18 protein-coding genes are annotated in these 18,726 nt (G+C 69.4%); 8 read left to right on the top strand and 10 right to left on the bottom strand.

The genetic code is table 11. The annotated features are described in order from the left end of the window. The first annotated feature begins 23 nt into the window (after positions 1 to 23). The 4 genes from HR086_RS11360 (at position 24) to HR086_RS11375 (ending at position 3,877) form a co-directional block, all read left to right on the top strand. Entirely contained in the window at positions 24 to 953 is a 930-nt protein-coding gene (locus HR086_RS11360; protein ID WP_174465608.1) for a lytic transglycosylase domain-containing protein, read from the top strand. Between the two features lie 210 nt (positions 954 to 1,163). Next, the gene (locus HR086_RS11365; RefSeq protein ID WP_174465609.1) at positions 1,164 to 2,339 is read left to right on the top strand and encodes a hypothetical protein; all 1,176 of its coding nucleotides are present in this window, start codon (positions 1,164 to 1,166) and stop codon (positions 2,337 to 2,339) included. 356 nt (positions 2,340 to 2,695) lie between these two features. Continuing rightward, a complete protein-coding gene (locus tag HR086_RS11370) occupies positions 2,696 to 3,271 on the top strand; it encodes a hypothetical protein (RefSeq protein ID WP_254626284.1) in 576 nt (191 codons plus the stop codon). Positions 3,272 to 3,280: 9 nt separating this feature from the next. Then, on the top strand, positions 3,281 to 3,877 hold the full coding sequence (locus HR086_RS11375) for a hypothetical protein (protein WP_174460708.1): 597 nt from the start codon (positions 3,281 to 3,283) through the stop codon (positions 3,875 to 3,877). 69 nt (positions 3,878 to 3,946) lie between these two features. On the opposite strand, the gene HR086_RS11380 is transcribed toward HR086_RS11375, so the two are convergent. From HR086_RS11380 to HR086_RS11400, 5 genes are all read right to left on the bottom strand, one after another. Next, positions 3,947 to 4,099, bottom strand: a complete 153-nt coding sequence (locus HR086_RS11380) for a hypothetical protein (RefSeq protein ID WP_174460709.1) — start codon at positions 4,097 to 4,099, stop codon at positions 3,947 to 3,949. Positions 4,100 to 4,364: 265 nt separating this feature from the next. Further along, positions 4,365 to 4,925 (bottom strand): response regulator transcription factor, encoded by a 561-nt coding sequence (locus tag HR086_RS11385; RefSeq protein WP_141643180.1) that lies wholly within the window; start codon positions 4,923 to 4,925, stop codon positions 4,365 to 4,367. Next, a complete protein-coding gene (locus HR086_RS11390) occupies positions 4,922 to 6,229 on the bottom strand; it encodes an ATP-binding protein (protein WP_174453894.1) in 1,308 nt (435 codons plus the stop codon). The genes HR086_RS11385 and HR086_RS11390 overlap by 4 nt, the downstream gene beginning before the upstream one ends. After that, on the bottom strand, positions 6,226 to 6,975 hold the full coding sequence (locus HR086_RS11395; RefSeq protein ID WP_174460710.1) for a hypothetical protein: 750 nt from the start codon (positions 6,973 to 6,975) through the stop codon (positions 6,226 to 6,228). The genes HR086_RS11390 and HR086_RS11395 overlap by 4 nt, the downstream gene beginning before the upstream one ends. A 3-nt stretch (positions 6,976 to 6,978) precedes the next feature. Beyond that, positions 6,979 to 7,872: a transporter gene (locus HR086_RS11400; protein WP_371745540.1), complete on the bottom strand. Its 894-nt coding sequence runs from the start codon at positions 7,870 to 7,872 to the stop codon at positions 6,979 to 6,981. A gap of 196 nt (positions 7,873 to 8,068) precedes the next feature. Here HR086_RS11400 and HR086_RS11405 point away from each other — a divergent pair, with 196 nt between their 5' ends. Continuing rightward, on the top strand, positions 8,069 to 8,512 hold the full coding sequence (locus HR086_RS11405; RefSeq protein WP_174453896.1) for a DoxX family protein: 444 nt from the start codon (positions 8,069 to 8,071) through the stop codon (positions 8,510 to 8,512). Positions 8,513 to 8,525: 13 nt separating this feature from the next. Here HR086_RS11405 and HR086_RS11410 read toward each other — a convergent pair whose 3' ends face one another. After that, positions 8,526 to 9,434: a metallophosphoesterase gene (locus tag HR086_RS11410; RefSeq protein WP_141643175.1), complete on the bottom strand. Its 909-nt coding sequence runs from the start codon at positions 9,432 to 9,434 to the stop codon at positions 8,526 to 8,528. A 373-nt stretch (positions 9,435 to 9,807) separates the two neighbouring features. On the opposite strand from HR086_RS11410, the gene HR086_RS11415 reads away from it, so the two are divergent. Next, a complete protein-coding gene (locus HR086_RS11415; RefSeq protein WP_254626285.1) occupies positions 9,808 to 10,968 on the top strand; it encodes a HAMP domain-containing sensor histidine kinase in 1,161 nt (386 codons plus the stop codon). A gap of 81 nt (positions 10,969 to 11,049) precedes the next feature. Here the strand turns inward: HR086_RS11415 and HR086_RS11420 are convergent, their stop codons facing one another. The 3 genes from HR086_RS11420 to HR086_RS11430 form a co-directional block, all read right to left on the bottom strand. After that, positions 11,050 to 12,606: a hypothetical protein gene (locus HR086_RS11420; protein WP_174460711.1), complete on the bottom strand. Its 1,557-nt coding sequence runs from the start codon at positions 12,604 to 12,606 to the stop codon at positions 11,050 to 11,052. 196 nt (positions 12,607 to 12,802) lie between these two features. Next, positions 12,803 to 13,372: a hypothetical protein gene (locus HR086_RS11425; RefSeq protein ID WP_174465610.1), complete on the bottom strand. Its 570-nt coding sequence runs from the start codon at positions 13,370 to 13,372 to the stop codon at positions 12,803 to 12,805. Positions 13,373 to 13,506: 134 nt separating this feature from the next. After that, positions 13,507 to 13,884, bottom strand: coding sequence for a response regulator (locus HR086_RS11430; RefSeq protein WP_174453900.1), 378 nt, complete (start codon positions 13,882 to 13,884; stop codon positions 13,507 to 13,509). 330 nt (positions 13,885 to 14,214) lie between these two features. Here HR086_RS11430 and HR086_RS11435 point away from each other — a divergent pair, with 330 nt between their 5' ends. Then, positions 14,215 to 15,483, top strand: a complete 1,269-nt coding sequence (locus HR086_RS11435) for a trypsin-like peptidase domain-containing protein (RefSeq protein ID WP_254626286.1) — start codon at positions 14,215 to 14,217, stop codon at positions 15,481 to 15,483. A gap of 127 nt (positions 15,484 to 15,610) precedes the next feature. On the opposite strand, the gene HR086_RS11440 is transcribed toward HR086_RS11435, so the two are convergent. After that, a complete protein-coding gene (locus HR086_RS11440) occupies positions 15,611 to 16,060 on the bottom strand; it encodes a Fur family transcriptional regulator (protein WP_141643171.1) in 450 nt (149 codons plus the stop codon). Between the two features lie 725 nt (positions 16,061 to 16,785). Here HR086_RS11440 and HR086_RS11445 point away from each other — a divergent pair. Continuing rightward, positions 16,786 to 18,726 (top strand): ATP-binding protein (locus HR086_RS11445; RefSeq protein WP_174465612.1); only part of this gene is annotated, 1,941 nt, incomplete at its 3' end.

Genomic DNA, 18,726 nt, shown 5'->3' on the forward strand with positions numbered 1-18,726 from the left:
TCCCATCCCCCGAGTGTCTCGTCATGAGCATCGCTCCCCTGCACAACGCCGCCACGCCTGTCTCCCGTCCCAGCGCCTCTCCTCTTCGCAGCGGCGGCGTGGAGTCCTCCTCCTTCAGTCCGTCGGTGGGCTCGGGCGTGAAGCTGGCTCCCGGCCTGGCCGCGCTCCAGCAGGACGGCTTCGACCTGGGCAATGGGGGAAAGGCGCATCTGGGCAAGCTGCTGGAGAGCACCCTGTCGGTGATGAACACGCTCGTGCAGGTGATGTCGCAGATCGCCGAGAAGGGCGGCGTGCAGGCGCCCCAAGGTTCCAAGGGCACGTCCCAGGGTTCGTGCTTCGGTGACAGTGGCTTCTCTCCGCAGGCGTCCTCGGGGCGGCCTCCCCTGGACCTGAATCCCAGCCCGGTGGCTCCCAGCGCGGCGGCGAGCCCCAGCGCGGCGGCGAGCCCCGGTGCCGCGCCGAGCATCGAGGGCGGAAAGAAGCTGGGTGGCAACCTGCCTCCGGGCCTGGAGAAGCTGCGGAGCACCATCGAGTCCGCGGCGGCCAAGACGGGCGTGCCCGCCGAGATGCTGGCCGCGCAAATCTGGCAGGAGTCGCGTGGCAACCTGGATGCCATTTCCACCAACGGCGGCAATGGCCTGACGGACACCGGCCTGATGCAGGTGAACCCCAACACCTTCAAGGAGCTGCAGGCGAAGCACCCCGAGCTGCAGGGGAAGAACCTCTCCGACCCGGAGACCAACATCCTCGCGGGCGCCTGCTACATGAAGGATATGAAGGAGCAGTTCGGGGGCTGGGACCTGGCCCTGCGCGCCTACAACTCCGGGCCGAACGGCGTGGACCGCAACAACGCGAACGCGATTCCCGCCGGCACGGGCGACGCGACCTACGTGACGAAGGTGAAGGACTTCATGAACACCCTCTCCACGGGCGAAGGCACGCTTCCGGCGTGAGCGGTTCCCGCCCACCATTCCACGCACCCCTGACACGCGAAAATGACAGGGGTGCGCTCGCGACTTTCCCCCGGGATTTTCGTTCATCGGGTGTGCGGCTTGAGTGACATCGGATTTCACCTGTCAATCGACTGCATCTACTCAGCGTGAACCAGGGACACACCTGGTCGACCGCCCTGGCGCGGTCGTCTGCAACGGGAGAACGACGGAATGAAGTCCATCAATGGATGGTGGGGTGCGGTGCTTGTCTCGGGGCTCATCGGCTGTGGGCAGGAGGCGCACGAGCCCACGCCGGAGCAGGCGGAGATTCGTGCCGCCGAGCAGGAGGCGCGCTTCCTGACGCCGCCTGCGGGCTGTACGGAAGTCACCGTGGGTGAGCTGTTCAACGGCATCGAGCTGACGCCGGTGCAGTACGAGCGGCAGCCGACGTTCCGTGGCGACCTGTCGAGCATCGGAGGCGTGCAGCGGGACGAGGTGCGCATCCGCCTGGACATGAACACGCAGCCGGGGCTGTACGATTTGTCGCAGGGCGGGGCGAACACCTTTACGTGTGAGCAGTGCGTCTTCGGTTACCAGGACATGGGCACGACGGCGCAGAAGCTGTTCGTCGCCGATTCGGGGGCGCTGCTGCTCGCGCTGCAGGTGTCGCCGCAGCAGACGGTGGGGGCGCTGTCGAACGTGGTGCTGCGCGAGTCGGTGCTCGCGACGCCCACCTCGGGCCCGTACACGGGTTCGTCCGTGGTGTCGGGTGGCGAGTGTCGGTGGATTCGCTTCGCGACGTGGAACACGGTGCGTCCGGGCGGGTGTGATCCGCGCGAGGGTTCGCTGACGTCGAACCTGCCGGACACGGCGTGTGTCGCGGACGACTACGCCGCGACGGACGGCACGTTGCAGCGCGCGCTGGGGACGAAGACGCAGGGCGAGGCTTGCACGGCGACGCCCGCGGAGAGCGAGTACGCGTTGACGACGACGGACTGCGAGCAGGGCTTCGCGTGTACGGACCTGCTCAGCGACAACGCGCAGTGCCTGAAGACGTGTGACTTCATGGCGCCGACCCCGGGGTGCCCCACGGGCACGGTGTGTGGCGTGTATGGCCTGTGCATCGAGCAGTCGGTGCTGGAGCCGATTGGCTTCGCGTTCGATACGGCGCTGATTGGCGAGGCGTGCACGTCCACTTCCTTCACGGAGTTCTGTGGTGTGGAGGGTGCGCGTGGCACCTGCTTCGACGCGGATGGCGCGGCGGGCCCGGCGGTGGCGACGTGCCACCGCTACGCGCGAGCGCGCTCCGAGTGCGGAGCGGGCGAGGAGCTGGGCTACATCTACTACCCGCTGTCGGGTGGCGGTGGAGACCGGGGCTACGGCTTCTGCTACTTCGACGGTCGCTGAGGTCGGGTGACAGCTCCCCGTCCGGCACGTCGTCCGGGCGGGGAGGGCGCAGTGAGTACGTAGGGCCCATTCGCGCGCGACGGCGCGGATGAGCGCCATCGCACAGGTGTTGGCGCATTCTCGGTGCGTCCGTGGGAGCGCCGCTATAGTGCGCGCCGATGGCCTCCTTTGATGCCTTCATGCCTCTTGGGCTGCTCTCCTTGCTTCTCAGCGGATGCGCTGCTTCCACTCCCTCCGCCATCATCGCTCCGGACGCGGAGCTTGCGCGAGGGCCATGGTCGGAAGTGCCCGCCGTGGAGATGCCCACAGGAGACGCTTCCATCCCAATAAGCCTCTTGCAGGATGTGGCGGAGGCGATGTTGAAGCTCCCTGGCGCGAAAGCGTGCGACCCGGGAACGCGGCGCCCCATCGTGGGCTTGTCCACGGAGTACTGCGCGACGCTCTATGTAGCGGGCGGTCGCGACTCCCTGTCTTGGCGGGTGACTGAGCCCGTCCAAGGAAGTCACGACGCCTGCAATCCATTCTTCGCGGTGAAGGATGACGACTTCCCATCTCCGCAGGTGTGGGTTGTCGGTTACGTCCACAACCATGCATGCGCCGCGGCGCCCTCGTCGCAGGACCTCAGCGTCTGGCCGACAGATGCGCTCAGGCCCTTCGTGGCCATGGCGGAAGTGCGGCTGATACCCGGCAACCCCGCTCCAGCGGTCTTCAAGAACACAGCCATTGAGATGACGTCGGCGCTGGTGGCGGAGCGTCAGGATGGGACGCGCTTCTACCTGCGCTATTTCCCAACGGGTGAGGTTCAGCAGTGGAGCGAAACCAGTGCTCGATGGGTCACGCTGGGCATCTGCGCTCCGCGCAGTGCGCGCCCTCCTTTCCGGAGCGTGGCGCCTCAATGCCGTGATGGGAACTTGCAGCTACTCCGTGACTAGGTGGGGGAAATGATCAAGGCCTTGATGCTGGCGGGGTGTGTCGCGGTACTGCAGGGATGTGCCACACGGGCTGCGCCCTGGAAGGGCGAGGTGCTGTGGCCGGACGAAAGCTCGTCCAGAACCGTGGTCGAGCCAATGGAGGCAGGTGCCGCGCTCGCCGCGGCGGGCGCCATCCGCGAGGTGGTGAGAACCAACCCGTTCCCCAACCTGTTCGCGGGATGCTCGAGCCCGGAGCAGGGCCTGGATGTTTCCGTCTTCGCGGGCACGACGCCGGGCTTGTACTTCGTGGTCGTGGACCAACGCTTTCACCGTTGCGGCGGTCCGAGCGGACGTGTCCTCGATTGGTGGGAAGTCTATGCGGTGACGTCACAGGGCGTTGTGGTCGAGAAGGCCCCGACTCCGACTGGCGATGCCCCCGCTGATTCGTTGCCACCTGAGAAGTCTGTGCCTCCTCCCGAGCCCACTCCGGACAAAGAGGTTGCTCCACCTGCCTCGCTTCCTTCTCCTCACCCTGAGGCATCGACTGCTCCTTCGATGCCATCATCACTCGCCGTCCCGGAGGTGATTCCGCCGGCTCCTATGCAACCTCACCCGGAAAACAAATGACGGTGCTTTTCTGGGCGCCAGAGGTCGTCGGCAAGTTCTCGTAGAGGCACGACCAGCGTCATCCACGGGTCAGGCCCGCTTGCCGCGTGTCTCCAGGTACTGCCAGATTCCGGCGGCCAGGGCGCCTGCTGCGATGCAGATGGCAATGCCGATTCCCGAGTTGCCGAACGCAATCCCCAACACCACTCCGCCGAGCATTCCCCAGACAAGCCTGGTCGACATGCCAAATCCTTTCCAAGGCCTTGGGCGAAGGGCCTGAGCTGCTTCTCCCCAGGGAAGGCCACGAGGTGGTCAGCCAACCCAAGCTAGATGCCGAGGTGGAGTGAGGCATCCCCGGGCCACTCGGGCCTCCCCTCATCACGGTGTCCGTTGAGAGGCGAGGAAGGCGACGAGGGGCCAGGTGCGATGCAGGAGGCCGAGCGAACGGCCTTCTGCCGACGAGCGGGCATGAAAGAGGAGCCGCCCGCGCCGGTGTGCAAAGGCGTCACTACCGCGCCGGCGGGTACTTCTGGAGCTTTCGCTGGAGCGAGCGGCGGTGGATGCCGAGCTTGCGCGAGGCCTCGGAGATATTTCCCGCGCAGTCCGCGAGCACGCGATGGATGTGCTCCCACTCCGCGCGCGCCAGCGAGGGCGCTTCAAATGTCTCCGGCGCCGCCAGCGATGGCTCACCCGAAGCTCGCGCGAAGGCCGCGAGGATGTCATCCACATCCGCCGGCTTGGGCAGGTAGTTCACCGCCCCCAATCGAATCGCATCCACCGTCGTCGAGATGCTCCCATAACCCGTGAGGACGATGGCCTTCGTGGACGCATCCACCGCCAGCAGGTCCTTCACCACTTCCAAGCCACTGCGTCCCGGCATGCGCAGGTCCACCACCGCGTACTCCGGTGACTCCCGTCGCGCCGCCGCCAGCGCCTGGTCGTAGTCGCCCGCCGTCGTGACTTCCCACCCGCGCTCACGAAACGCCCGCGCCAGCCGCTCCCGCAGCGTCGCGTCGTCATCCACGAGCAACAGGCTCGGATGATGCCCATCACCGCCCACCGTGCTCACGACGCCACCTCCGTGGCGGGCGGTGCGCCGACAGGCAGCGCCAGGCTCGCCACCGTCCCCTGTCCCGGCGTGGACCGCAGCTCCAGCGAACCACCGAGCTGCTCCGCCAGCGTGCGCGCGAGAAACAGTCCCAACCCCATGCCCTCACCCGGCGCCTTCGTCGTGAAGAAAGGCTCGCCCGCCCGCGCCAGGATTTCCGCCGGCATCCCCGCACCGCCATCGCGCACCTCCAGCCGTGCGCCTCCTCGCCCCGCCAACACCCGCAGCTCCACCGACCTCGAAGGCGGCGACGCCTGGAGCGCGTTCTTCACCAACCCGCGCACCACCCGCGCCAGCGCTCGCGGAGGCCCCTGCACCCGCCACGCGCTCAATTCCTCGGGCAGCTCCACCCGCACCCGCTCCACGCCCGACAGCTCCGACAGCGAGTCCTCCACCAACCGCCCCAGCGGCATCGGATGGAAGGCCTCTCCCGTCGTCTGACCCGCGTCCGCCGACATCTGCACCAGCACGTCGCGGCAGCGGTCCACCTGCTGCCGGATGAGCCGCAAATCCTCGCGCACCGCCTCGGACGTGCCCGCCACCGTCAGCGCCCGCTCCACTTCCTTCGACACCACCGCGATGGTCGACAGCGGCGTGGACAACTCATGCGCCGCGCCCGCCGCCAGCGTCGCCAGCGAGGCCACCTTCTCCCGCCTCGCATGCTGCGCGCGCGCCTGCGCCAGCTCCTGCTCGCGCTCCTCCAGCGCCCGCGTCACCCGCTGCACGAAGTACACGATGAAGCCCGCGGCCACCGCGAATGCCACCCACATTCCATTGATGTGCAGCCGCATCAGCGCAGCGTGGTCCGGCCGCGACAGCCCCGGCACCAACACCACGTCCTGCAGCAGGAACAGCGAACCGAACGCCATCAGCGTGAAGCCCAACAGGCTCCACATCCACCGTGCGGGCAACAGCACCGTCCCCAGCGCCACGTTCACCAGGTACAGCGTGGTGAAGGGATTGTGCGTGCCACCACTCAGCGCCAGCAGCCCCGTGAGCACCAGCGTGTCCCACAGCATCAACTTGCCGATGGTGCCCTCCGTCACTCGGGCCCGGCCCAGCCACGCTCGCACCGCGAGGTTCGTGGCGGCCTCCAACCCCAGGAGCCCCGCCAGCACCGGCACCGGTAGCGCCAGCTCCAGCCCATACGCCGCCAGCGCGATGACCAGCGCCTGCCCCAGCAAGAGCCCCCAGCGCAGCCGCAGCAGCCACTCCAGGTTGATGCGGGCGCGAGAAGCGAGCTCGGTGGAGACAGGAGGCGTCATGGCACGACTGCGGACTGGAGCGAGGCGGAGCGGGCCACATTGCCCAGCAGGTCCACGTTGCGAGGCGACTCGCCCGGACCCACGCCATCCAGCCACGAATCCCACGCCAGTGTGAAGACCCGCGCCGCCTTCGGCGCGTCTTCCGTCAACTCCAGCCCGTCCAGCACCACGTCCACCGACGAGCGGCCCCGCGTCTCCACCTCGAAGTCACGCTCCCCATCCGCCAGCGTCCCCCGGACGTGCAGGCTCAACCCCAGCATGTCCACCGGCACCGCGCCCTGTGACGCGGACGACAGCCCCTCCGCGTCCGAGTCCGCCGGCTCGAAGGTGAGCCTTGCCCGGCAGTAGCGCCCCGGCGGCGGACGCATCACTCCGAGCGACACCACCTCTCCATCCGTCGCCCCCAGCGCCACCACGTGCGGCGTGCCCAGCCGCAGCGCGTTCGACACCGAGTGAGCCCAGGCCGTCCCCACCGGGGACAGCTCGTTCAACAGCCGCCGCCAGCCCGTCGCCTCGCAAGGAATCAACTCCACGCTGCCCAGCGTGACGAGCGCCCCGAAGAGCGTGGCCCGCGCGCCCTCATCCGTGACGAGCGTGCGAGCCCCCGCCGCCTCCGGGACGCCTCGCGCCCGAGCGGTGGTGAGCCCCAGGGTCAGCTCCATCCCCTCGATTCGCTCACCGCCACCACAGCCGGCGAGACACAGCAACAGGGAGGGCAGGGCGAAGCGCTTCACGGCGACAGGCATGGCTCAGAGGTCATACGCGACGGACATCATCGCGATGGGAGTGGGCGCCACGCGTCCGTGGAGCCGGTTGAAGAAGGGAACCCGCACGCCCGCGGCCACGACGATATCCGTGCTGGGACTGAAGAGGACATCGGGCGACGCGTAGCTGATGACGCCACCGCCGTTCTCCTCCTTCTCGCCGTCGATTTCCGCCGCCGCTTCCACCCGGCTGTCGAGCCCCAGCCGCACCGCCCACCGGGGCGCGGGCTGGTACTGCGCGGCCAGCGTCGTGCGCAGGGAAGGCCCCGCGCGGAAGCCCAACATGCCGCGCGTGGGCAGGAAGCCCGTGGCGCTGACGAGGAAGGACCAGTCGCCCCGGAAGTGCTGGTAGGCCACGCCCGCCAGCGGGTCCACCGAGCCGCTTCCCAACTGCGTGTCCAAATCCAGCAGCGTGCCGTCCGCCGCGCGCAGCCGGGGCGCGGTGGGCAGCTTCACCCCGGCGAGCACGCTGAAGAGATGGTCCGCGGAGAACTCGCGGTCCTGGTACAGGAACGCCTTCGCGCTCACCTCCACGTCGCCCACGCCCCAGCCGCGCTCGCGCGCCAGGCTCACCGAGCGCACCTCGCGCGCCTGCAGGGGCAGGGTGGCCGACAGGAACAGCCAGGGCAGCGGCGCGTAGGCCACCGCCACGTCCATGCGCGCCTCGCGCAGGCGCAGCGCGTCCACGCGCTCCTGTCCCACCGTATGGCCCCAGGCCCGCAGGGTGGTGGACAGCCGGAGCCGTCCGGAGAACGGCTGCTCGGTGCCCATCGACGTGAGCGTCGGGTCGCCACACGCACACGTGGCGCAGGCCCAGGCGGAGGACACGGGCACCAGCACGGCGCCGCAGAAAAGGAGGAGGGCGAGGGAGGCTTTCACGACGGAGAGGACGATACGCCCGGGGCCGCCACCGCCGCGTGTGGCGTGTTGTCGCAGTCCATCGGGGCGACCGGTGGCACGCGGCGCCACCCGTGGAGCGAACGGGGGAGCGGGCGATGGCTGCCTCGCGGGAAGTCATGGGCAGGTTGAGAATGACTTCCACGCCCCGGCGTTGGTGGGAAACAGGAGGCCTTACATGGGAGTGCTCGCGCCGCTTGGTCGGCTGCTCTTTTCCGCCATCTTCATCACCAGCGGCTTGAATCACTTCATCCAGCTCGATGCGCTCACGGCGCACGCGCAGAGCTCCGGCATCCCCGAGCCGCGCCAGGCCGTGTTGCTGTCGGGCGTCGCGCTGGTGCTCGGAGGGCTGTCGGTGCTGCTGGGCGTGTTCGCTCGCCTGGGGGCCGCGGCCATCGCCATCTTCCTGGTGTGCGCGGCCTTCATGGTCCACCGCTTCTGGCTCATCGCGGACCCGGTGCAGGCGCAGGACCAGCTCATCCACTTCATGAAGAACCTCTCCATGGCCGGAGGCGCGCTCTTCATCGTGTACTTCGGCTCCGGCCCCTTCAGCCTGCGTCGTGGGGGCCGCAAGGAAGGGCTCCTCGGCGGCGGGCGGATTGGCACGCCGCTGAGGCCCTGAGGCACGAAGGTGCTCAGCCCGCCGCGGCGATGGCCGTCGCGGCGGCGCGCAGGGTGAAGAAGGCCACTTCCGGCTCGCTGCCCCGGCGCAGGTACGGGCCGCCGAAGCCGAAGCCCAACCCCCGATTCACGTAGAGCTGGTTGCCGTTCACCTGGTAGTGCCCGCGGATGTAGGGCTGGCCCGCGCGGCGGAACAGGCGCTCGGTGAGGCCCTGGACGATGAACTGGCCGCCGTGCGTGTGCCCGGAGAACTGCACCAGGTTGCCCTGGGCGGGCAGCTTGTCCACCGTGGGCGGAGTGTGCGCCAGCACCAGCCGCGTGCCGGACTCCGGCGCGCCGCGGAACGTCGCCTCCACGTCGTCGCGTCCGGTGCGCCCGTCATCCACGCCCAGCACCGTCACCGGAGCGCCGCGCAGGTGGACGACGCGGTGCTCGTTCTGGAGCACCGTGTAGCCCAGGTGCTCGAAGCACTGGCGCAGGTAGGGCGCGTCCACCCAGTGGTCATGGTTGCCCAGCACCACGAAGACGCGGCCCTTCAGCCCGGAGAGCACGTCGCGCACGCGCGGCAGCGGCTTGGGGCTGTGGGTGACGTAGTCGCCGGTGAGGAAGACCAGGTCGGGTGACTCCGCGTTGACGGCCTCCACCGCGCGGCGGATGCGCACCTCGGAGGTGGCCTGTCCCACGTGGACGTCGGAGAGCTGCGCCACGCGCAGGCCGTCATGACACGCCGGCAGGTGCGGCAGGTGGAGCAGATTCTCCGTGAGGGTGAAGTGGTCCCTCCACCGAAGGCGTCGCTCCGGGCGCAGCGGATCCGCTCCGCTCCAGGCCACCACCTCGTTGCGGCCCCCCTGCAGGGGCTCCAGGTGAGATCCACTGGACGAGGACGACGAGGGGCGGCGACGGGCCAGACGTCTCAAGCGCATGCGGTGCGGTTCCTTTTCCGGGCCGTGGGCGGCGAGCGCCCGATTCTATGAAGCCGGGGGAGGTGGGTTGAAGCAGGTGTCCCGCGCACGCTTGCCCTCCTTGCGGCCAGCGAGCGGGGTGAGGGGAAAACCCTCATGATTCTGGGAAGATTCCGGGAGGGCCTCGGGCCTTTCTTCCACCATTGGACACACTGTCGGGGGGCATGCGGTGACGGCGTCCTACGAGGTTGGTACACACGCTGAGACGATGAGCCCCCGGCTTGGGACGGCCCCCGACATGGGCCCGGAAGTGATGATGCCAGCCGGTGAATCCGCCCCTGAACGGCGGGAGGCTTCTTCCGAAGGCTTACGCCCCGTCGCCCTCTCCGAGCTGATGAGCACCATGCCCCTGGGCATGGCGGTGGTGGACCGGGAGCTGCGCTTCGTGGAGGTGAGCGAGGCGCTCGCCTCCCTCAACGGCCTGTCGCGCGAGGCCCACCTCGGTCGCCTCATGGACGAGGTGATGAACCCCCACTCGTCCCTGGGGGACACCGCCCGCCGGGTGCGCCGCGTGCTGGAGACGGGCGAGCCCCTGGACGGCGTGGAAATCATCCACCGCGAGCCCGGCATGGGCGTGGAGCGCACGCGCGTCTTCCGCGCCAGCTACCACCCGGTGCGCCGCGACGGCGAGGTCATCGCCGCGTGCATCTACGTGGAGGACCTGACGGAGCGCCGCCGCGTGGAGGCCCAGCGTGACGCGGGCGCGGCCCGGGAGCGCGCGGTGCGCGAGCAGGCCCTGCGCGAGACGCAAGAGGCCGTGCGAGCCCGCGACGAGTTCCTCAGCGTGGCCGCCCACGAGCTGCGCACGCCGCTCACCAGCATGCGGCTGCACCTGCAGTTGCTCTTGCGTCAGGTGACGGGCGCGCAGCCCGCGCTGGGGCAGGAGCTGGCGCCGCGCGGTCAGGTGCTGGAGCGACAGCTGTCGCGGCTGGGCAGCCTGGTGAACACGCTCTTGGACGTGTCGCGGCTGGCGGCGGGCAAGCTGAGCCTGGAGCCGCGCGAGCTGGACCTGGTCCAGGTCGTCCGGCAGATGGTGGACGCGTTCTCCGAGGAGTTCGCGCGCGCGGGCTGCGAGCTGGCGGTGCACGTGTCCGGGACGCTGCCGGGCCAGTGGGACCCGCTGCGCGTGGAGCAGGTGCTGGTGAACCTCCTGTCCAACGCGGCCAAGTACGGCGCGGGGCGGCCGGTGGAAATCTCGCTGGTGGGAGAGGGCACCGTGGCGGTGCTGGCCGTGAAGGACCACGGCATCGGCATCTCCGAGGACGGCATGGCCCGCCTGTTCGGCAAGTTCGAGCGCGCCGTCTCCGAGCGCCACTACGGCGGCCTGGGACTGGGCCTCTACATCACCCGGCAGATTGTGGAGGCCATGGGCGGCAGCATCACCGTGCGCTCCGCCCAGGGCCAGGGCTCCACCTTCATCCTCCGCCTGCCCACGCAGCCGCGCGCGCCGTCCGTCGGCATCCAGGCCGTGGTGGTGGGCGGCAGGGCGAAGTAACGAGGACGGGCGCCCCTCCAGTGCTCCGGAAGGAGGCGCCCGCCATGTGTTGTCGGCTCGAGCCCGCGAGGCTCTTGCGTGTCAGTACCCGCGCAGCACGTACAGCCGCCCGTCCACGAGGGCGTACAGCGCGGCCGGCGTCACGCGAGGGTCATAGATGAGCTGCCTCACCTCGCCTCCGCTGACGCCCGCCACCTTCTCCATCTGCTTGCCGGGCGTCAGGCGCCACAGGCCGTTGTGCGCCGTGCCGACGAAGAGCGAGCCGTCGGCGGTGGCCGCCAGCGCCGTGTAGTCGTTGGTGTTCGCGCCCTCGATGCGGACGTAGTCCGTGTCGGCGTACTTCTTCGGGTCGTGTCGCTGGGGATTCGCCTGGAACTGCCACAGGCCGCTGCCCAGGCCCGCCACGTAGTACAGGCCGTCCTTCGTCTTCTGGATGGCGCGCCACTTGTTCTGGGGCGCCGCCTGGTCGCGGTACTGGTCGTTGCCCGGATTGACGGGGTCCACGAAGGTGTTGAGCAGGTACTCGGAAATCTCCGCGTCGGCGGGCACGCCGTCACGGTTCTCCCGGTCCCACCACTTGAGGTCCGCGTTGGGCGGGAGGATGCCAATCTTCCAGTCGTTGGCGATGAGCAGGTGGCCCTCCGACGAGAGTCCAAGCCCGTAGGTGTAGCCGGCGCGCTGGGACTGCTTGGGAGGTTTGCTGGGGTCCTCATTCGGGATGGTCTGCCACCACGCGGGGTGCCGGTGGCTGCTGTAGTCGTAGCCGCGGACTCGCGTCACGCCGTGGTTGGTGCCGAGATAGACCTCGCCTTCGTACGTGCCGCTCATCACCCGGACGCACGAGTAGACGGAGCGGTCCTCGTCGTAATGGAAGTCGTTGCTGTTGCGGATGCCGAGGGGCTCGTTGCGGCTGGGGCGGCTGGTGCCCGCGGAGCGATAGAGGTGCTCGCGCAGCACGATGTCCGAGCCCTCGCCGTTGAGCTGCACGACGTCCACATCGCCCTTCTGGAACTCGACGTAGCGCTCCTCCGAGAAGCCCTCCTCACCCCGTCCGATGATTCTCTGGCCGCCCACGATTTCGTCGTGCGTCCGGTAGCCGACGTAGGCCTCGCCGGCCTTGCCGCCGCAGATGACGGTGGAGTCGATGGCGAGCTTGTCCGCCTCCCACCCCAGGCCGAGGCTCGCCTGTCCAATGGGCTGGCTGGTCCACAGCGGCCGGTCCGTGCCCGCGCGCAGCACGCCAATCTGGTTGCCGTTGAGCAGCCAGACGTTGTGCGCGCCATCCACGCCCACCGAGCGGACCTTGGGGATGTCGTACTTCGCGGAGAAGTTCGTCAGCGCGTCCGTGGGCCAGGGGCCCTCGGGCGTCGTGGGCTGAGTGCCGCCGTCTGGAACCGGGTCCGTGCCTCCGTCGCCAGGGCCAGGGCCGGCGTCACCGGGGCCCGCGTCGTCGCCGCCGGCGTCCGTGCCCGCGTCGCCGTCGCCCGCGTCCTCCGTCCCGACGTCACCCCCGTCATCCGAGGGCGACTGGATGTCATCACCGCCGTCCTTCGACCCCGTCCCCTTCGAGCTGTCGCAGGCTCCCGCCGCCAACACCATCGCCACACCGACACACGCGCCCAACAGTCGTCGAATCACCGATTCCTCCCGTCCCCGGTGTGGAGCAAGCGGCGTACCGGGGTGTTGCGCGCGTGCCCACATGGGAAAGAGGGAAGCGCGCTGCCCACCGTGGGCAAGGCGCGGGCGTGACGTGTCGCCAGAAATGACCAGGCCCGCCCCCCGTGAGGGAAGCAGGCTTGGGAGGCCTGTCGGCCGGGTGACTTCGAGCAGGGCTTCAGTGGACGGCGTCGTCCACGTCCTGCTTCAGGTCATCGCCCGTCTGCTCCACCTGGTCGCCGGCCTTCTTCGCGTCCTTCTTCGCGGCGTCGGTGGTGCCGGAGCCGCCCGTGCCCTTGGCGCCCTTGGGGCTGGTGGCGCGCAGCTCCACGGCGACGGCGTTGTCACCGGAGAGCTGGAAGCGGGCGTGGACGTCCGCGCCCTCGGGGAGCTGGTCGGCCCGCACCGTCTTGCCGTCCAGCTTCACCACCGTCTGGGGCTTCACATCCAGCTCGGCGTCCGGCAGGTCCTTGCGCGACAGCTTCACGCTGTCGTCGTCCGACTCCTTCACCGTGCCCTTGATGTTCAGCGAGTGCGCCTTCTTGAAGGTGTTGTCCACGCCGGGCACCTTCGAGGCCTCCTTCGTGGCGCCGTTGATGCCGCGCCCCACGTCGGAGGCGTCCACGCCCGTCTGGACGCGCGCGCCGGAGCTCGGAATCTGGTTCTGCGACGGTTGCTCGGCGGGCTCGCTCTGCGCGAACGCGGCGGAGCCCAGGCACAGCGCGAACGTGGTGATGAGCTTCTTCATGGGGTTCCCTCTCCCTTGGTCGGTTGAATGACTTCTGGGAGCAAGGGTGGAGAGGCTGCCTCCCTTCGCCAACCTGTCCGGGAAACCCCCACGTCGTTTCGCCCGTGGAGCGAGCAGGCGAAGCAAGGCGTCGCTCAGACGGCCTGGCTCAGGCGCTTCACCGTGGACAGCAGCTCGTGCAGGTCCAGCGGCTTGCGCAGGCAGCCCGCCACGTCGAGCTGTTTCGCGGCGACCTCCAGGTGGAGGTCCGCGCTCGCCACGACGACGGGGATGTCCGACAGCGCCGTGTCATGGCGCAGCGCCTCGCGGAAGGCGAAGCCATCCATCCGGGGCATCATCAAGTCCAACAAGATGAGGTGCGGACGCGAGCCCTCCTGGCGCAGCTGCGCCAGCGCCTCCAGGCCATCCGCCGCGAGCAATACGGAGTAGCCCTCCAGCTCGAACGCGTCCTGGAGCGCGTCGCGGATATCCAAATCGTCGTCCACGACGAGCAGTGTCTGAAGCGGTTGCACCGGTCCTCCGACCCTGGTCCGGAGCGGACTCGCTCCCACACCACGGTAACGATGGGGTTGACTTCGTCCAGGTGGAAGCGCTTCGCCGGCGAACCGGGTCAGGGAGTGCTCACCACCCGACGCCCGCTCGCCCTGGGACCACGCTCCGGGTCCAACATTGCAATGGAGTTGCGTTAATTCGGATTACACGGAAGTTGATGCTGTGTTGGTTTGCTCGTCTTGCGGGTTGGACTGAAGATGCGCCCGGCTGCCCGTCCCCTCGGCGGGCGCCCATTCCAGGGAGCAGACCGCATGCGAACCATGTGTCGAAGTGGAGCAGGCAGGAAGTTGATGGCCTCGCTGCTGTGCACGCTGTCCGTCGCGGCGTGTGGGCCCGCGCCCGAGCCGACGAAGCCGGAGGAGGCTCCTCCCGCGACGGGGACCACGGGGCAGCCGGTGGTCTACGGCACCGACAACCGCACGGATGTCTACGCGCACACGAACGCGACGCTGCGCGCGCGCGCCGAGCAGTCCACCGTGGCGCTGATGAGCCCGTCCGACTTCACCGTGAACAGCGCGGGCAACGTGACGTTCAACGCGCCCACGCTGGGGTCGGCGTATGGCCTGTGCTCCGACCAGCGCTTCCTGAACGACCTGACGCCGGCGTTCTGCTCGGGCACGCTCATCGACGATGACCTGGTGCTGACGGCGGGCCACTGCATCACCAGCGCGTCCGCGTGCAGCAGCACGCGCGTCGTCTTCAACTTCTACCGGACGTCGGCCACGGGGATGAAGGCCGTGACGTCGGCGGACATCTTCTCCTGCCAGTCCATCGTGGTGCGCAAGCAGGAGTCGAGCCCGCTCAACCTGGACTACGCCATCATCAAGCTGGACCGCGCCGCCACGCCGCGCTTCGTCCCCGCGCCCATCCGCGCCGGCAACGCCCCGCTGGCGGTGGGCTCGAAGGTGACGGTCATCGGCTCTGGCAGCGGCATCCCCTTCAAGATTGACGACGGCGGCTCCGTGCGCAACGCGCGCGCCAGCACGCTGGACTTCTTCGTCGCCTCCACGGACACGTTCGGCGGCAACTCCGGCTCCGGCGTGTACGAGAACACCGACTACACGGTGGCGGGCATCCTCGTGCGCGGCGAGACGGACTACGTCGCCAACGGCAGCTGCGACATCGTCAACACCTGCACGGAGACGGGCTGCCGTGGCGAGGACATCACCTACGTGCGCCCCGCGGTGAGCGCGTACTGTCTGGTGGCCGGCAGCCTGCGGCTGTGTGGCACCACCAACCCCCCGCCCACCACGACGTTCGCGTTCACCGCCACCAACACCAACAACGCGACGCAGAACACCACGGACAAGACGGTGACGCTGGCCGCGGGCCAGACGCTCCAGTTCGGCACCTGCACGCTGACGGGCGCCTCCGGCACGGGTGACACCTACCTGCGCCTGGTCAACTCGGCGGGCACGTCCGTGGCGAACAACGACGACTCGTGCAGCCTGCTGTCCTTCGTCTCGTATACGGCCCCGACGGCGGGCACGTACACGATGCGCGCCGGCTGCTACTCCAGCAACAGCTGCAGCGGCACCGTGGCCTACGTCATCCAGTAGTCGCACCCCGCGTGCGCCGGGCGCATGAACGCCCGCGTCCGGCCACGCACAAGCCGCCTGGGCCCCGTCGAAAGGGGCCCGGGCGGTCGTCACCTGGGGTCAGCGGGCGCTTGGGAAGCGCCGGACTTCAGGCGCAGCGGTCGCAGACGCCGCGCAGCTGCACGTCCACGCTCTTCTGGGCCACCGCGCGAGGCACGCCCTTGGAGGACGCGATGCGGATGGACTCCTCCGGCAGACACGCCACCGTGCCGCAGTCGGTGCAGGTGAAGTGCGGGTGGTTGCCGCTGTGCTCGTCGCCCGAGCGTCGCAGCTCGAAGCGCCACACGTGGTCTCCCAGGTCCGCGCGCACCACCAGGCCGGCCTCGGTGAGGTCCGTCAGGTTGCGGTAGATGGTCACCCGGTCATAGCCCTCGTCACCCAGTGCATCCACCAGGTCGGCGTGGCTCATTGGCGCGGTGGCGGTCTCCAGTTCGCGAAGCACCGCCACGCGGGGCGCGGTGCTGCGAAGACCCGACGCGCGGATCCTCTCCTGGAAATCAGCGAGCTTCGGCTGCACGGCGATTCGTTTGGCTCCCATGATATCTTTTCGCATAACCGATCTGCGGGACACTTTCACCTCGCCCGTACCGCAACGTCCGATGTCGAGGACTGGAGTGGCTCGCCCGCCGGGTCCCCCCAGACTCTCTGATATGAGAACAAACACCAGGAGTCCAGGATACTGGTGCAATCCTTGTGCGGAACGAGAGTTCGCGCCTTCCGGCTTCCTGAGTTCCTGATTCGGACGCTCGTGGACCCCGTGAGGTTCAAACTGGCCACCGCGCTCGGAGGGAGCGGGCTCCGGATGTCGTGGACATGACAGTCGCCCCGTCGCGTCATGGAGGGCTCCAGGGGGTGGTATCAGAAACAGGAAGTCGAGTGAGTCCTGGGTGCAGGTGCAACTCATGAGTCACCGGTGACGCGGTGCCGGAAAGAAGCCGGTTCGCGCCGCGTGTGGCCCTGCCCGGGCTCACGGTGGGGGGCTCGCCCGGCGTGTGGGGCGGGCATACGGGTGGACGGGCTCCAGGCTGGTTTTCGTATCTGAGTTGTAAAAGCACCTGCGATGTTTTTGTCGCGGAGTTCCCGCGCGGTGCCGGGGAAGGGAGGGCGCCTCGGGTTGCCTGGAGGGCAGAGGCGGGTGTTGTCCTGTCCAACACTCCGGCACGGGTACCTTGACTCACTGCGATGAGTGCCCACACTTGCGCCTTTCGCTCCGCAGGGTGCTCTGGACGGCCCTGTAGCTCGTGTCTCCGGGTCCCCCTCGCCGTGACGAAGCCCAGCCTGCTGCTCATCGAAGAAGCCAGCGTCGCCCGGGAGCTCCAGGTGCTCGCGCTGGAGAGCCAGGGGTGGCAGGTCGTTGCCCTGGCGGACGTGGGGGCCGCCGCCTCGCTGCTCCAGGCCCAGCCGGTGTTGCTGGTGGTGGCCGCCGCGGGGCTGTTGGCGGCCGGACAGGAGGGACTGGCGGCGTTGCGCCGGGCGCTGGAGACGACGGCGGTGGGGCTGTACGTGCTGGCCTTCCCCGCGGAAGAGGAGGTGGTGCGCCGTCACTCGCTGCCGCTGACGGGCTTCTTGTGGCGCCCGCTGAGCCTGTCGGGGCTGGTGGAGGGCGTGCGGCAGGCCTTGCCGGGGCTGGAGGCACAGGCGCCCCGGCCGCTGGTGCTGGTGGCGGATGACGACCCGGTGTCGCGCAAGCTGCTCCAGCTGTTCCTGGTGCCCCTGCGCTTCCAGGTGGTGTCCGCGTCGGACGGCCCGCAGGCGCTGGACGTGGCGCGGCGGCGGCGGCCGGACGTGGTGCTCGCGGACGCGCTGATGCCGCGCATGGATGGCTACAAGCTGTGCCTGGCCCTGCGGCAGGACCCGAGGCTTGGGCGCGTGCCGGTCATCCTCACGCACGCGCTGGCGCCGGACGAGCTGGATTTGCGCATGGCGCAAAACGTGGGGGCCAACGGCTTCGTGCGGCGCGCGCAGGATGGGGACGAGCTGGTGGGGACGCTGCTGCGCGCGCTGGAGGCGGGAGGCCCCGCGCCGCTGGTGCCCACCGGGGAGCTGTCCACCGAGGACCACCTGTACCGGGTGGTGCGGCAATTGGAGCGGCGGGTGGGGCTGCTGGAGCATGCGGAGCGGGGCGCGCGCGAGAGCGAGGAGCGCTTCCGGCGGGTGGTGAATGGCTCCTATGACGGCATCTGGGACTGGGACCTGCGTCGTGGCTCGCTCTACTGGAGCCCGCGCCTGTTGGAGATGCTGGGGCTGACGCCGGAGTCGTTCGCCGGCACGTATGAAGCCTTCGTGGAGCTCCTGCACCCGGAGGACCGGGCGGCCGTGCTGGCCGCGCTGACCGAGCACCTGGAGCGGGGCGTGCCCTACGACGTGGCCTTCCGGCTGCGGCATGCGACAGGGGGCTATCGCTCCTGCGTGAGTCGGGGGCGCGCGTCGCTCGACGGCCAGGGGCAGCCGGTGCGGATGTCGGGCATCATCGGCGACGTGACGGAGCAGCTGCGGCTGTACCGCGAGGCGCGCGAGGCGGTGCGCGCGCGCGACGACTTCCTCAGCGTGGCGGCGCATGAGCTGCGCACCCCGCTGGCCGCGCTGCGCCTGCGGGTGCAGGGCGCGCAAGGGGCGCTGCGGGTGCTGGGCGTGGCCCAGGCCGTGCCCCGGCTGGAGCGGGCGCTGGAGGCCGCGGACCGGCAGGTGCAGCGGATGTCGGACCTGGTGGAGTCGCTCCTGGACGTGTCCCAGTTCCAGGGCGGCCCGCCCCACCTCCACCTGGACGTCGTGGACCTGTCCTCGCTGGTGCGTGACGTGGTGGCGCGCTCGGAGTCGGCCGCGGCGCGCGCGGGCTGTGAGCTGGTGCTCGGGCCCATGTCACCCACGCGGGGCCGCTGGGACGGCACGCGGCTGAGGCAGGTGGTGGCGCACCTGTTGTCCAACGCGATGAAGTTCGGCCCTGGCAAGCCGGTGGAGGTGGAGCTGGCGCACGAGGACTCCACCGCGACGCTGTGGGTGAAGGACCACGGCATCGGCATCGCCCCGGAGCGGGTGGAGGGCCTGTTCCGCCGCTTCGAGCGCGCGGTGCCGGTGCGCCACTACGGCGGCCTGGGGCTGGGGCTGTACCGGCTGCGCCGCATCGTCGAGGCGCATGGCGGCGAGGTGTCCGTGGACAGCACGCCCGGCGAGGGCTCCACGTTCCGCGTCCGCCTGCCCCTGGAC

Source organism: Myxococcus sp. CA039A (assembly GCF_013336645.1).
Taxonomy (GTDB): Bacteria; Myxococcota; Myxococcia; order Myxococcales; family Myxococcaceae; genus Myxococcus; species Myxococcus llanfairpwllgwyngyllgogerychwyrndrobwllllantysiliogogogochensis.